The 14,373-nt window shown below is 36.5% G+C and carries 13 protein-coding genes; 9 read left to right on the top strand and 4 right to left on the bottom strand.

Annotation, left to right across the window (positions count from 1 at the left end):
* Positions 1-203 precede the first annotated feature (203 nt).
* Positions 204-1,514, bottom strand: a complete 1,311-nt coding sequence (locus ACFFIT_RS11770; protein ID WP_385877874.1) for an MFS transporter — start codon at positions 1,512-1,514, stop codon at positions 204-206.
* A 347-nt stretch (positions 1,515-1,861) separates the two neighbouring features.
* On the opposite strand from ACFFIT_RS11770, the gene ACFFIT_RS11775 reads away from it, so the two are divergent.
* From ACFFIT_RS11775 to ubiA, 9 genes are all read left to right on the top strand, one after another.
* The gene (locus ACFFIT_RS11775) at positions 1,862-3,337 is read left to right on the top strand and encodes an inorganic phosphate transporter (RefSeq protein WP_385877876.1); all 1,476 of its coding nucleotides are present in this window, start codon (positions 1,862-1,864) and stop codon (positions 3,335-3,337) included.
* Positions 3,338-3,577: 240 nt separating this feature from the next.
* The gene (locus ACFFIT_RS11780; RefSeq protein ID WP_385877878.1) at positions 3,578-4,381 is read left to right on the top strand and encodes an MIP/aquaporin family protein; all 804 of its coding nucleotides are present in this window, start codon (positions 3,578-3,580) and stop codon (positions 4,379-4,381) included.
* 78 nt (positions 4,382-4,459) lie between these two features.
* Positions 4,460-5,971, top strand: coding sequence for a glycerol kinase GlpK (gene glpK / locus ACFFIT_RS11785; RefSeq protein WP_385877880.1), 1,512 nt, complete (start codon positions 4,460-4,462; stop codon positions 5,969-5,971).
* A 437-nt stretch (positions 5,972-6,408) separates the two neighbouring features.
* Positions 6,409-7,191 (top strand): lysine/arginine/ornithine ABC transporter substrate-binding protein, encoded by a 783-nt coding sequence (locus tag ACFFIT_RS11790; RefSeq protein ID WP_385878156.1) that lies wholly within the window; start codon positions 6,409-6,411, stop codon positions 7,189-7,191.
* A 119-nt stretch (positions 7,192-7,310) separates the two neighbouring features.
* Positions 7,311-8,096, top strand: a complete 786-nt coding sequence (locus tag ACFFIT_RS11795) for a lysine/arginine/ornithine ABC transporter substrate-binding protein (RefSeq protein ID WP_385877882.1) — start codon at positions 7,311-7,313, stop codon at positions 8,094-8,096.
* A gap of 172 nt (positions 8,097-8,268) precedes the next feature.
* Positions 8,269-8,973: an ABC transporter permease gene (locus ACFFIT_RS11800; RefSeq protein ID WP_385877884.1), complete on the top strand. Its 705-nt coding sequence runs from the start codon at positions 8,269-8,271 to the stop codon at positions 8,971-8,973.
* Positions 8,974-9,016: 43 nt separating this feature from the next.
* Entirely contained in the window at positions 9,017-9,760 is a 744-nt protein-coding gene (hisM, locus tag ACFFIT_RS11805) for a histidine ABC transporter permease HisM (protein WP_385877886.1), read from the top strand.
* An 87-nt stretch (positions 9,761-9,847) separates the two neighbouring features.
* The gene (locus tag ACFFIT_RS11810) at positions 9,848-10,627 is read left to right on the top strand and encodes an ABC transporter ATP-binding protein (protein ID WP_385877888.1); all 780 of its coding nucleotides are present in this window, start codon (positions 9,848-9,850) and stop codon (positions 10,625-10,627) included.
* A 24-nt stretch (positions 10,628-10,651) separates the two neighbouring features.
* The gene (gene ubiA / locus ACFFIT_RS11815) at positions 10,652-11,530 is read left to right on the top strand and encodes a 4-hydroxybenzoate octaprenyltransferase (RefSeq protein ID WP_385877890.1); all 879 of its coding nucleotides are present in this window, start codon (positions 10,652-10,654) and stop codon (positions 11,528-11,530) included.
* A gap of 114 nt (positions 11,531-11,644) precedes the next feature.
* Here ubiA and hemH read toward each other — a convergent pair whose 3' ends face one another.
* The 3 genes from hemH to ispH form a co-directional block, all read right to left on the bottom strand.
* A complete protein-coding gene (gene hemH / locus ACFFIT_RS11820) occupies positions 11,645-12,631 on the bottom strand; it encodes a ferrochelatase (protein WP_385878158.1) in 987 nt (328 codons plus the stop codon).
* Positions 12,632-12,692: 61 nt separating this feature from the next.
* A complete protein-coding gene (gene adk, locus ACFFIT_RS11825; protein WP_385877891.1) occupies positions 12,693-13,337 on the bottom strand; it encodes an adenylate kinase in 645 nt (214 codons plus the stop codon).
* 81 nt (positions 13,338-13,418) lie between these two features.
* Positions 13,419-14,372 (bottom strand): 4-hydroxy-3-methylbut-2-enyl diphosphate reductase, encoded by a 954-nt coding sequence (ispH, locus tag ACFFIT_RS11830; protein ID WP_385877892.1) that lies wholly within the window; start codon positions 14,370-14,372, stop codon positions 13,419-13,421.
* Position 14,373 lies beyond the last annotated feature (1 nt).

Below are 14,373 nucleotides of genomic sequence, written 5' to 3' on the forward strand. Positions count from 1 at the left end.
ATCTGCAGATTAACGAGTCCATTATGTCAACCAAGTGCTTTTTTGTTTTGTTCTAATATAATCCTAAGAACTAAAAGATATCGCCCCTGAGTGAATTTTGCCTGTCCTAAAAAGAAAGAAAAGCATCAGCTTTCCTTTCCCTAAGTGTTTAATTTTTTATTTCCCATTTAACTGTTAGCGCGTTGCGCAGAGTATTCGCACACTTAATTTTGCTGTTGATGTTTGTAACCTTTATAAGCTAAAGGGATAAATGAAATTGAAATTGCTAGCAAGCTTACCCAGCTGATGTACCAAACAGCAGCGAGTTCAGTTTTACTCAGCAACCAAATTGTGAATACAGGTGTCACTCCCCCAAACACACCATAAGCAAGATTATATGCAGAAGATAAACCTGAAAATCTAATTTCTGGAGGGAAAGCTCGGGTACTTATGATCGGTGTCAAGACGATAATACCTACAAAAAAGCCTAAAATGCAGTAATTAAACATTAATGTTGAGGCACCAATACTTGCATGGAGTCCACTATAGAAAACATAGCTGCTTATGATTAAGCCAATAAATCCGATTAAGGCCGTTTTAGTTGTCCCTATGACGTCAGAAACAACCCCCCAAAATATACAGCCAATAGATAGCATAAGAGTAGCTAGAGCGTTGGCCTCTATGGAAAGCGTTTTATCAATTTTGTGAACGGAACCAAGAATACTGTTTGGGGTCATTAGGATAATAACTACAATTGCAGTTGATAATGTCCACGTCATAATAGCAGTAATACCGCACGCTAATAAATGCTGAGAAAAAACGGTTTTGATCGGCAGTGACTGGGCTACTTTTTTTTCTGCCTGTAAGGATTTAAAAACAGGTGTTTCTTCCAGATAGCGTCTTAGATATACTGATATAAAGCCAAATGCACCACCTAGTATAAAAGGGATGCGCCAAGCAAATTCATCAATTTCTTCTTTAGTATATGTTCTTTGAATTGCAATCGAAATTAGTGAACCTAACAAAATCCCTCCTGTAATTCCAGAGGTAAGAGTACCTATCCCAAATCCATAGCGATGTTTAGGCGTATGCTCTGCGATAAACACCCAAGCACCAGGCATTTCTCCTCCGATAGCGGCTCCTTGTAGGATTCTCATAAGGACTAACAATATGGGTGCAAATACACCAATTTGCTCGTAAGTAGGAAGTACACCTATCATTAAGGTAGGGAACGCCATCAAAAAAATACTTAAAGTAAACATTTTTTTACGTCCGATCGTATCCCCAAAATGCGCCATAATAATTCCACCCACTGGTCTTGCTAAGTAACCTGCTGCAAATACACCTAGTGTATTTATTTGCTGTAAGAATTCATTGTCACTTGGGAAAAATAGGGGGCCTAATGTGGAGGTGAAAAAAACAAAAATAACAAAATCATAAAATTCTAATGTGCCGCCTAAAGAGGATAATCCAAGTGTTTTAATATGTTCTTTGGTTAGTTTTTTTTCAGGCTGACGAGTGGTTTCTGTACTCACGATAAAGTCCTCGATATTTTTTAATAATATGCTCTGGTGTTTATTTTATTTCTATTACTTAGTAAGTAAAAGGAGTGAAGATTGAAAAGATTACTGTTGTTTAAAACCGATCGATTGTAGATTGTTTTTGCATTTTTCACAATCTTAGTCTGTGATTTTTTGAATAGGGCAATTTTTTATTTAGAAAAACTTGATTTATCCCCTAAGTTCCTAGAGGATTAGTATATTTTTTGTGCGAGTGTGATATATTTTTCTCTATTAAGCGGGGTATTTCGAAATAATGCTTTAAGTATAAAAGAATGTTTAGGATAATGGGCGTCTTAATAATCAATTAATGGGTTTAAATTATGTTTTCAATTTTTTCAGAATTAGATTTAGTTACGATTATATTTTTATTTCTTGCGTTAGGATTAGTGCTATTTTACGAAGCAGTGAATGGATTTCATGATACAGCAAATGCTGTAGCTACGGTTATCTATACTCGTGCTATGACTCCCTATAACGCAGTTATTATGGCTGGAATTTTTAATTTTTTAGGGGTTATTTTAGGTGGACTTAGTGTTGCTTATGCAATTGTTCACTTATTTCCTAATGAAGTGTTATTAAATATTGGTTCTAAGCAAGGCATTTTAATGATGCTATCTTTGTTAGTTGCTGCATTAACGTGGAATTTAGGTACTTGGTATTTTGGTATTCCTGCGTCTAGTTCACATACTTTGATTGGTTCTATTGTGGGTGTGGCTTTGGGGAATGCAATATTTGAAAATACCCCTATGCTTGAGGCCATAAATATATCAAAAGTTACTAGTATTGGATTGTCACTAATTATCTCTCCTCTTGTGGGTATGGTACTTGCTGGAGGGCTATTGTTTTTCTTATTAAAATTTTGGAATACTAAAAAACGTAGAAGAATTCACATGACTCCAGAAGAGAGAGAAAAAAAGTATCGTAAAAAGAAACCCCCTTTTTGGACTCGTATTTCTCTCATAGGTTCAGCAATTGGTGTAAGTTATGTTCATGGTTCAAATGATGGACAAAAAGGAATTGGGTTAGTGATGCTCGCATTAATTGCAATAGCCCCCTCTGTTTTTGTAGTTAATCTTTCGTCAGATGCTTACCAAATACAAAGAACACATGGCGCGATTTACTCTTTTCAAGATATGGTTGCTCGTTACCCGAATGTTTTGATTTCAAAAGAACATACAGATGTTACTGTGACTGACAATGAAACACGTTTTGTATGCGATATTAATCCGTCAGAAAGTATCGAATTAAGCTTAAGATTATTAGATAAATTACCTTCATACACTAAGCTTACTAGCGATGAAAGAATACAAGTGAGAAGAGCTCTTATTTGTATTGATGAATCTATGAAGGTACTTTTAAGTCATTCTGGACTAACTGATTCAGATCGCACTTTGCTCAGCAAAATCAAAAAAGAAGACTTATTAATCACTATAGAATATGCACCTGTTTGGGTGATTATTTCTGTTGCTTTGGCTTTAGGCATTGGGACCATGATTGGATGGAGAAGAGTTGTGGTTACTATTGGTGAAAAAATTGGTAAACAAGGCATGACTTATGCGCAGGGATTTTCGGCTCAGTTGACGGCTGCTGTCAGTATAGGTATTGCGAGTCAAACAGGTATGCCAGTGTCCACTACGCATGTATTATCTTCAGCTGTTGCTGGTACGATGATTGCAGGCGGGGGGGGAGTGCAATCTAAAACAGTAAAAACAATTTTTATGGCTTGGGTCTTAACTTTACCTGTTACTGTGCTTTTGTCGGGTGGTTTATATTTACTCGCCATTAACATATTTTAATTAATTAAAGTAACCGTCTTGTGATAAGGCGGTTGCATAATTCCCACTCTAAATTTTCCATAAAAAACATTTAATGTTTTATTGTGAAAAATTTCCTCGTTATGTTTTCTTCGTTAATTATTAAATAAGTAAAAATCCTATTAAATTTTCGTTTTCGAAAGTCACATTCTATTAACTATTATTTATACATATGCTATCATTTTAAAAAGGACAAAAATAATTAACGATAAGGATATCGCTATGGAGAATAAGTTGCCACAATTAGGTGGTCAGTGTGTCGCAGAAGCTCTAGGTACTTTACTTTTCCTCTTTTTAGGTATAGGGTCCGTAGCTGCTTTAAAATTGACAAGTGCAGAGTTTGGTCAATGGGAAATTAGCATTATTTGGGGTTTTAGCGTAGCTCTCGCTATATATTTAACCTCAGGTGTATCAGGAGCGCATTTAAACCCAGCAGTGACAGTCTGTTTATGGATGTTTGGCCGATGTGAAGGAAAAAAGGTAATTCCTTTCATAATTTCTCAAATGATAGGTGCTTTTTTAGGAGCGGCGTTAGTTTATTTGCTCTATGCGAATCTACTTCAAGATTTTGTTTCATCTTATCCCGCTCTACCTGCCACAGATAAACCAGTTATACTTGAAGTGGCAAGTATTTTTTCTACCTATCCACATCCTAAAATAACATGGTTGCAAGCATTTCAAGTAGAACTTGTGACTACGGCAATTTTAATGTGTCTTATTTTTGCTTTAACAGATGAAGGTAATGGCTTACCTAGAGGTGCTCTTGCTCCTTTACTGATTGGTATTCTTATCGCGGTTATAGGTGCTTCAATTGGGCCGTTAACCGGTTTTGCCATGAATCCAGCAAGAGACTTCGGGCCTAAATTGTTTACTTATTTAGTCGCCCGCGATCCTATTGTGTTCATAGGTAATGAATCTGTGCCATATTTTTGGATTCCAATAATTGCTCCTATAGTTGGGGCTTTAATTGGCGCGTCAATTTATCGTTTTGCTATTAAAACGAATTTACCAAAGCATGTGAGTTAATCAATTTTTAGAGGTATGATTCTTTTTACTGATTGAATCAAATGTCCAAGTTTAAAATCATAATTTTAGGGTATTAGAATGTCTGAATTTACTAATAAATATATCGTCGCGCTAGATCAAGGAACTACGAGCTCTCGAGCGATAATTTTTGATCATAATGCCAATATTGTTGCATTATCTCAAAGGGAGTTCACTCAAGTGTATCCTAAAGCAGGATGGATTGAGCATGACCCATTAGAGATTTGGGCTTCTCAAAGCTCTGTATTGGTTGAGGTCTTAGCTAAAGCCAATATTAGTACCGATGAAATTGCAGGTATTGGGATTACAAACCAAAGAGAAACAACCATTGTATGGGAAAAAGAGACAGGTAAACCGATTTATAACGCGATTGTGTGGCAGTGTCGAAGAACAGCTGATATCTGTGAAAAACTCAAAAATGAAGGGCTAGAGGATTATATCCGTGAAGCTACAGGGCTAGTTGTTGATCCCTATTTTTCTGGAAGCAAAGTACGTTGGATTTTAGATAACGTTGATGGAGCACAAGCAAGAGCAGAAAAGGGAGAATTACTATTTGGTACGGTAGATACTTGGCTAGTTTGGAAAATGACACAGGGTAAAATACATGTGACTGACTATACTAATGCATCTAGAACAATGCTATTTAATATTCATAATTTAAATTGGGATGAGAAAATGCTTAAAGCATTAAATATCCCAAGGGCTATGTTACCTGAGGTTAAATCCTCTTCTGCAATATATGGTCAGATGAATCTCGGAGGAAAAGGAGGAACTCGTGTCCCTATTGCGGGCATAGCTGGCGATCAACAAGCGGCATTATTTGGTCAATTATGTGTTGAACCGGGTATGGCCAAAAATACCTATGGAACGGGTTGCTTTTTGTTGATGAATACTGGTAACTCTCCAGTTAAGTCATCTCATGGCCTATTAACAACCTTGGCTTGTGGCCCAAAAGGTGAGGCTAATTATGCACTTGAAGGGGCTGTTTTTGTTGGCGGTGCTTCTATTCAATGGTTACGTGATGAACTCAAACTTATTCCAGAAGCTGCAGATTCTGAATATTTTGCAGGAAAAGTTAAAGACACCAATGGAGTGTATGTTGTTCCTGCATTCACAGGTTTAGGTGCACCTTATTGGGATCCTTATGCCAGAGGAGCCATTTTTGGTTTAACGCGCGGTGCAAATAGTAATCACATCATTAGAGCGACCTTAGAATCTATTGCATTCCAGTCAAGAGATTTAATCGAAGCGATGCAAGCGGACGCTGACTGTAGATTAAAATCATTAAGAGTAGATGGAGGTGCGGTTGCTAATAAATTTTTAATGCAATTTCAGTCTGATATTCTAGGAACGATAGTTGAAAAACCAGCAATGGGTGAGGTCACAGCTTTAGGGGCAGCTTTCCTAGCAGGTCTTGCAATTGGGTTTTGGAAAGATTTAGAAGAAGTGAAATCTAAAGCGGAAATAGAGAAACGTTATAAACCGAGTTTTGAAACCACGGAGCGTGAGGAGCGTTACCGTGGTTGGAAAAAAGCGGTTGTCCGTGCTCAAGCGTGGGTTGATCACGATTAACATAAAACTATTTTAGATACAATAATTGAATAGGTATCTTAGTTTCATACTGAGATACCTTTTTTATTCAGTCGCTATTTTCATACCGTTTCTTCTTAACATTATACAACTCTACATAATATTGCACAGCTCAACAAAACTGCATCCTCCAATATCTTTTTGAAACTATGGCACATGTTACCTAATCTTTTCAGGTATATGTTGTCCTTACTTCCATTTCATATCTTATAATACTTAGATATTGATTTTTTCCATCCAAATTTTTGATTAATTATTCAATATGTGACCAATAACAGCGTTTGTTATTGCAATTTTATGCTGTTTTGTTGCATAATTCATTTTAAAGATAAAAGGAATTATTTGTTTTTTGTGAATCTAGCTACTTAAGTCCATCATGTTCAATATCCTCAGGAGTACAAATGAAAAACTTAACTATTTTGGTCAAAGCATTGGTTATGACAACCGGTTGTCTAGCGTTGACAATATCTTCTTTTACTCAAGCTGCTATCCCTGATTCGCTGCGTGTTAGTACAAATCCTGCATATGCCCCTTTTTCTTATAAAACTTCAGATAATCAAGTTGCAGGATTTGATATTGATTTAGGTAATGAAATTTGTAAAAGATTGGCTGTTGAGTGTACTTGGACTGAAGCTGAATTTGATGCTTTAATACCAGGTTTATTGGCGAAAAAGAGTGATTTCATTGTCTCTTCTGTTTCTATTACCCCTGAGAGATTAAAACAGATTGATTTCAGTGATAAATTATATTCAGCGAACTCTAGGCTAATCGCTCCCGAAGGTGAAGCTATCGAACCTACGGTAGAATCGTTAAAAGGTAAAAGTGTTGGCGTATTACAAGGTTCAGTTCAAGAAGCGTATGCTAATGATAAGTGGCGAGTAAATGGTGTAGATGTTATTGCATATCAAAATCAAGATCTTGTCTATGCAGATTTAGTTGCTGGTCGTTTAGATACTGCATTTCAGGATGAAGCTGCTGCGAGTTTTGGTTTCTTACAAGATGAACAGGGTAAGGGTTTTGTATTTGCTGGCCCAGCCGTCAAAGATGATATTTATTTTGGACCAGGTACTGGTGCTGCGATTAGAAAAGAAGATAAAGAATTGACCCAAGCGATTAATAAAGTATTATCTGAAATGTTGGCTGATGGCACATATGAAGAAATTGCAAAAAAATATTTTGATTTTGATATTTATGGTCATTAATAAAATTTTATTATAAAAATAATGCAACTTTAGGTATGATACATACCATGTTCCATACTAGTTCATGAGTATCCTTTACTCATGAGAATAAATAATCATTTTAACCTTTAGGTGATAATATGAAAAACGTATTGAAAAATATTGTTTGTAGTTCAGTAGTTTTTTTCTCATTAGGCTCTGTTGCACAAATGCCTACTTCTATAACTATTGCGACTGACCCTACTTATGCTCCATTCTCATATAAAACGTCAGACAATAAGTTTGCAGGTTTTGATGTAGATTTAGGTAATGAGATTTGTAAGCGTGTTGGTATTGAATGTAAATGGATTGAAAGTGATTTTGATGCGTTAATCCCTAGCCTTCAGGCGAAAAAAAGTGATGCAGTTATTTCTTCGCTCTCTGTGACTGAACAACGTTTGAAGGAAATCGATTTTTCTGAAAAGCTATATGCAGCTAATTCAAGACTCGTTGCTGAAAAAGGCAGTGATATTTTACCAACGATTGCAAGTTTAAAAGGTAAAACAGTTGGAGTATTACAAGGATCAACTCAAGAAGCATATGCAAGTGATGTTTGGAAACCTGAAGGCATTGAAGTGATTTCTTATCAGAACCAAGATTTGGTTTATGATGACATTATTGCAGGTAGATTAGACGCCATATTCCAAGATGAAGCGGCAGCAAGTTTTGGTTTTTTAAAATTAGATATGGGCTCAAGTTTTGAGTTTGCAGGCCCTGCAGTTGCTGATATTAAATATTTTGGTGTAGGTACCGCTATGGGGCTTAGAAAAGGCCAAGATGAATTGAAATTGGCAGTTAATAAAGCTATTTCAGATATGGTAGCAGATGGTACCTATGATAAACTAGCATCGCAATATTTTGATTTCGATGTATACGGCAAAAATTAATAGGACATTAATACTGATCTGACCCACTTAGCCACCTAGATAATTCAAGGTGGCTAAGTTTTTTAAAGAGCCTCCTTTTTTTCTATTTCCTCTTTCCTCTTATTTAATAAGCATGATGATTAAATCTAAATTAGGAAATGATAATACATTGAATTTGCAGAGATAAATTTAAATGATTGATTTATATGGTTTTGGTAATGTCATTCTTGAGGGTGCTAAAATGACCCTTAAGCTGGCGTTATTGTCATTAATGATTGCCTTTTTATTAGGCCTTATAGGTGCAAGCGCTAAATTGTCAAAACATAGGTTTTTGAGAATATGGTTTGATTTTTATACCACTCTAGCAAGGGGGGTTCCAGAAATAGTTCTTATGTTGATTGTATTTTATGGTATTCAAATTCTTCTTAATTCAGTCACTGAATCACTTAACTTACCCATTTTACAAATGAATGAGTTTGTAACAGGTTGCCTTACTTTGGGGATAATATATGGGGCCTATTTTACAGAAACCTTTCGTGGAGCTTTTATTTCAGTCGATAAAGGTGAGATTGAAGCGGCTAAGGCATTTGGTCTGAATAGATGGCAAGTATTTTATCGAATTGTATTTCCTTCTATGATGAGATTCGCTCTGCCTGGTATTGGAAATAACTGGTTGGTTTTACTTAAAGCGACTGCATTAGTCTCTATTTTAGCTTTAAATGATTTAGTAAGAAATACGCAATCAGCAATAGCTTCAAGAGAAACTCCGAATGACGCTAAGTTTATGTTTTATGCTGTGGCTGCTGGAATATATCTTTTATTTACCGCGGTTTCTTCCGTTGGGCTTTGGTGGTTAGAACGCCACTTCAATGTTGGCGTAAAAAAATCAAAATTTTAATAGTTACGTATTCGTTTGACGTATTCTTCTTGGAAAATATAGTATGTTAGAGACAATTACCAACCATAACTTAATTCTCATGTTAAATGAGCACTGGCAAAATTTATTGTATACCGATGGATATAAAATCACTGGTTTAGCTATGACTATTTGGTTATTGGTTTTATCTGCTACTATTGGTTGGTTTTTTTCTGTCTTCTTAGCGGTAGCAAGAAGCTCTAAAAATCGATTGATTAGCCTACCCGTTTGGTTGTTTACTTACGTATTTCGTGGAACGCCTTTTTATATTCAACTATTGCTGATCTATAATGGGTTGATAGTACTTGATATTGTTCAAGATAATGCGGCATTAAAAAGTTTCTTCAGGGTAGGTTTTAACTGTGCGTTAGTCGCACTTATATTAAATACAGCAGCTTATACAACAGAGATTATAGCTGGAGCCATAAAAAATGTCGATCCAGGTGAAATTGAAGCAGCTCAAGCATATGGAATGTCAAGATTTCAGGTCTATACAAGAATCATCTTACCAACCGCGCTGAGAAATTCCTTACCTTCTTATGGTAATGAAGTTATTTTACTTTTACATTGTACAAGCTTGGCATTTGGTGCAACAGTTCCAGAGTTTTTCTCTGTGATTAAGTTTATTAATGCGAAATATTTAGACTCATTGACGATTTATATCTTTGCGGGATTCGTTTATCTCATATTGGCTTATACGCTTATCGCTTTATTTAGACTAGCTGAAAAGCGCTGGTTAAGTTATTTACAGCCTAGCAATAGCCAATAATCGAACCCTATATTTTAATTCACATCTTGAATTTAATACATGGCGTGTATAATGCGCCCAATCTTGATAAGATTTTAGGAAGTAAAAATGACACAACACAGTGAAATAAAATTACAGTTAGTTGATATCCATAAAAGTTATGGTGAGCATGAGGTGCTTAAAGGAGTCTCTCTTAAAGCTAAAAAAGGAGATGTGATCAGTATTATCGGATCTTCAGGATCTGGAAAAAGTACTTTTTTAAGGTGTATTAATTTCCTTGAACAGCCCTCTTCAGGTCAAGTTATCTTAAGCGGTGAAATGCTTGCTACTAAGCAAGGTAAAACAGGGCTTGAAGCAAAGGATGAAAAACAACTCCAAAAATTTAGGACTAAGCTTGCCATGGTTTTCCAGCATTTTAACTTATGGAAACATATGACTGTTATCGAAAATGTTATGGAAGCTCCTATCAAAGTGCTTAAATTATCTCGTAGGGAAGCTTATATTGTGGCTTCTAAATATTTAAAAAAAGTAGGTATATCAGAAGAAGCGTTTGAAAAATATCCTGTGAATTTATCAGGTGGCCAGCAACAAAGGGTTTCTATTGCAAGAGCACTTGCTATGGAACCTGAGGTGCTGTTGTTTGATGAGCCGACTTCTGCGCTTGATCCTGAACTTGTGATTGAAGTTCTAAAAATAATGCAAAGTTTAGCTGAAGAAGGTACTACTATGATTGTTGTGACCCATGAAATGGGGTTTGCTCGTAATTTATCTAGCCAAGTGATCTTTCTCCATCAAGGTATTATCGAAGAGCAAGGCTCTCCAACTGAAGTATTCGACACCCCGAAAAGCGCACGTTTGCAGCAGTTTTTATCTGGTGCATTAAAATAGTTCTTGGACTAAAATGGATTAATTATGTCATTGGGTTCCTCTCTATCGAAAGATAAATTAAAAGCGTATTATTATTTAATGCGTTTTGATAAGCCTATAGGTACGTTACTTCTCTTATGGCCTACCTATTGGGCATTATGGTTAGCTAGCGAAGGAACTGTTTCCTTAAAACTTTGGGTTATTTTTACTCTAGGCACAATTGTTATGCGTGCTGCAGGATGTGTCATCAATGATTTTGCTGATAGGAAGGTTGATGGTCATGTTAAACGCACAAAAAATAGGCCCTTAGCTGCTGGTTTGTTAAGTAGCCAGGAAGCTCTAGCTCTATTTTCGATTTTACTTTGTATAGCTTTGATTCTTGTTTTACAGCTCAACTTATATGCTCAAATCTTGTCATTAGGGGCAGTTTTTTTAACTATTCTTTATCCTTTTATGAAGCGCTATACCCATTTTCCTCAAATCATTCTTGGTGCGGCTTTTAGCTGGGGGATGATGATGGCTTTTGGTGCGGTTAATTCTGCTTTGCCTATATCTGCGTGGCTACTTTTTTTTGCGAATTTATCCTGGACAGTGGCTTTTGATACCCAGTACGCGATGGTTGATAGAGATGATGATATTAAGATAGGCGTCAAATCGACAGCTATTTTTTTCGGCCGATTTGATGTGTTTGCAATTTTTATATTTCAATTCTTATCGATGGCTCTATTGCTGAGCGTAGGCTTAATCTATTCACTTTCTTGGCCGTATTGGGTTGCGCTATTATTAGCCTCTGTTCTTTTTTGCTATCACTTGTACTTAATTAAAAGTAGGGAGAGAGACGCTTGTTTTAGGGCATTTAGGCATAACAATTGGGTTGGAGCAGTGATATTTATGGGTATTTTTTTATCTCAACTCATTATGTAGCTCTATACCATCTATAGCAAAGTTAGCGACTTTTAAAAACTCCTATAAGCTTCCTGTCATTTAAGCAGAATAACACACCTCAACCTCTTATATAATATCTAAGTTGCCAGAAAGCTAGGTATTCGCTGATAGATTTTTCTTGATCAATTCTAAGAGTAAATTGATATGTTCAGAGCTGTCATTCAGTGCTGGAATATATGAAAAAGTCTCACCGCCATGTTCTTCAAATATTTCTTTACTGCCTATTGATATTTCCTCTAAGGTTTCAAGGCAATCAGCTGTAAATCCAGGGCAAATAACTTGTAAATGCTTTACTCCATTTTTAGCTAGCGATTCAATCGATGCATCAGTTGCAGGAGTTAGCCAAGGTTCTTTGCCAAACTTTGACTGAAAAGTCAGTTGAATGATTTCAGGATCCCATCCATCTTCCTCTTCTAAACGCTTTTTAACTGCATCAACAGTCGCTTTACATCGTATTGGATAGTCGTCCCCTTGCTTAGCAAATCTTACAGGAATTCCATGAAGAGAAAAAAGTAATTTTTCTGGTCTACCGTGAGTCATCTCGTGTGCCTTGATGCTCAGAATTAAGGCATCAATATAAGGTTCAAATGTCGCATAATCTCTAATAAAACGCAATGAAGGTATTGCTCTTCTTTTTTGTAGAGAACGAGCTACTGCATCAAATACAGCTGCACTCGTTGAACAGGAGTATTGTGGATATAATGGAAGGACTAAAATATCATTAACACCTTGGTCTAGAAGAGAGTCCATTGCCATTTTAACTGTTGGATTACTATAACAAAATGCGAATTCAACTGGGATGTCAGGCATTTTTTGCGCTAAGGCTTGTGCTTGTCTTTTGGTGTAAACATAAAGAGGTGAGCCTTCATCAAGCCAAATGGATGCATATAATTTGGCCACTTTAGGGCTTCTGATGGGTAAAATGATCCCTCTTAGCAAAGGTTGCCAAATAAATTTAGGGAGATCGACAACGCGAGAATCACTAAGAAATGTTTTAAGATATTTACTTACAGCCTTAGCTGTAGGCTCGTCAGGTGTCCCTAAGTTAACTAATAAAATACCTTGTTTATTCTTTGACAACATAATACTCCCTTAACATCATTTATTGGTTATTTATACCCAGTCTAAGAGGACACAAAAATTAGCTTAGGATTTTGGCAAGTACTTTACTTACCTCTTCCACAGCTTGTGAACCATCAATTTTTTCATAACGAGTGATGCCCTTTTTTTCATCTTCTTGGTAGTACGACTTTAATAGAGACGTTTCTTTATGATAGATGTTTAAGCGCTCTTTTACTTTGGCTTCAGTATCATCCTCTCTTTGAATTAATTCTTCACCAGTTTCATCATCTTTATTTGCTACTTTAGGCGGGTTATACTCTGTATGATATACGCGTCCAGAGGCAGGGTGAATACGACGCCCAGCTATACGTTTTATGATAAGATCGTCAGCAACATCAAATTCAAGTACTAAGTCAATTTTAACCCCTTCTGCTTTCAAAGCATCTGCTTGCGGGATAGTACGAGGAAAACCATCTAGTAAGAATCCTTTTTCGCAATCTGCTTGGCTGATTCTGTCTTTGACTAATTTAATCACAATCTCATCGGTTACCAGTTGACCAGAATCAATGATGCTTTTAACTTGTGTACCTAATTCAGAACCTGATTTGACAGCAGCTCTTAACATATCACCAGTTGACAGTTGTGGAATACCATAATGCTCTTTAATAAACTGAGCTTGTGTTCCTTTCCCTGCACCAGGTGCACCTAATAAAATAATTCGCATGACTTTCTCCTTTTTCAGGTTAATTTTTTTGCTGAATAACAGCAAATGGTTAAATTGAGTTTAAATCATTCAAAGATGTTGCTAATCAATCGTATCCGTGGCAATACGGAGTGCTTTAGGAACTTCAAAAACAATGTTTTCTTCACGACCTTGCATCTCTATAACATCTGTTGCTCCTAGAGCCTGCAGGTGGGTTATAACTTGTTGTACTAAAATGTCTGGTGCCGAAGCGCCTGCAGTTAATCCAATTTTAGTAACATTTTGTAACCAATCTATATGAATATCTAAGTGGTTGTCAATTAAGTAAGCGGGTTTTCCTGTTCTTAATGCCAATTCAGCCAAGCGGTTAGAGTTTGAAGAATTTTTAGAGCCTACGACTAGCACTAGATCAACTTGTTCTACCATTTCCCTTACGGCTTCTTGACGATTAGTCGTTGCGTAGCAAATATCATCTTTTCTTGGACCTATGATGTTGGGAAATCTAGCCCTAAGGGCATCAATCACGTCTGAAGTATCATCTACAGAAAGGGTTGTTTGAGTCATGAAGCATAAATTATTTTCATTTTTTATTTTAAGTTTTACTACATCCGCTGGTGACTCGACTAAATACATCCCCCCTTCAGGGTTGTTGTATTGCCCCATTGTGCCTTCTACTTCTGGATGACCTGCATGCCCAATTAAAATGGCTTCAATGCCTCGGTGGCTTGCTCTGGCAACTTCCATGTGAACTTTAGTCACAAGAGGGCAAGTTGCATCAAAGAGCATTTGCAATTGTCTTGATTTCGCTTCATTCCTTACGGCTTTTGATACGCCATGGGCAGAGAAAATTAAGATTGCATTATCAGGTACTTCACTGATATCTTCAATAAATATGGCGCCACGTTGCCTTAAATCGTCAACGACATATCTATTGTGTACCACTTCATGTCTCACATAAATAGGAGCACCAAATATTTCTAAAGCACGGTCAACAATAGATATTGCTCTGTCGACCCCTGCACAAAATCCACGAGGGTTAGCGAGTAATATTTGCATA

The sequence above is a fragment of the Thorsellia kenyensis genome (assembly GCF_042432445.1).
Lineage (GTDB): Bacteria > Pseudomonadota > Gammaproteobacteria > Enterobacterales > Thorselliaceae > Thorsellia > Thorsellia kenyensis.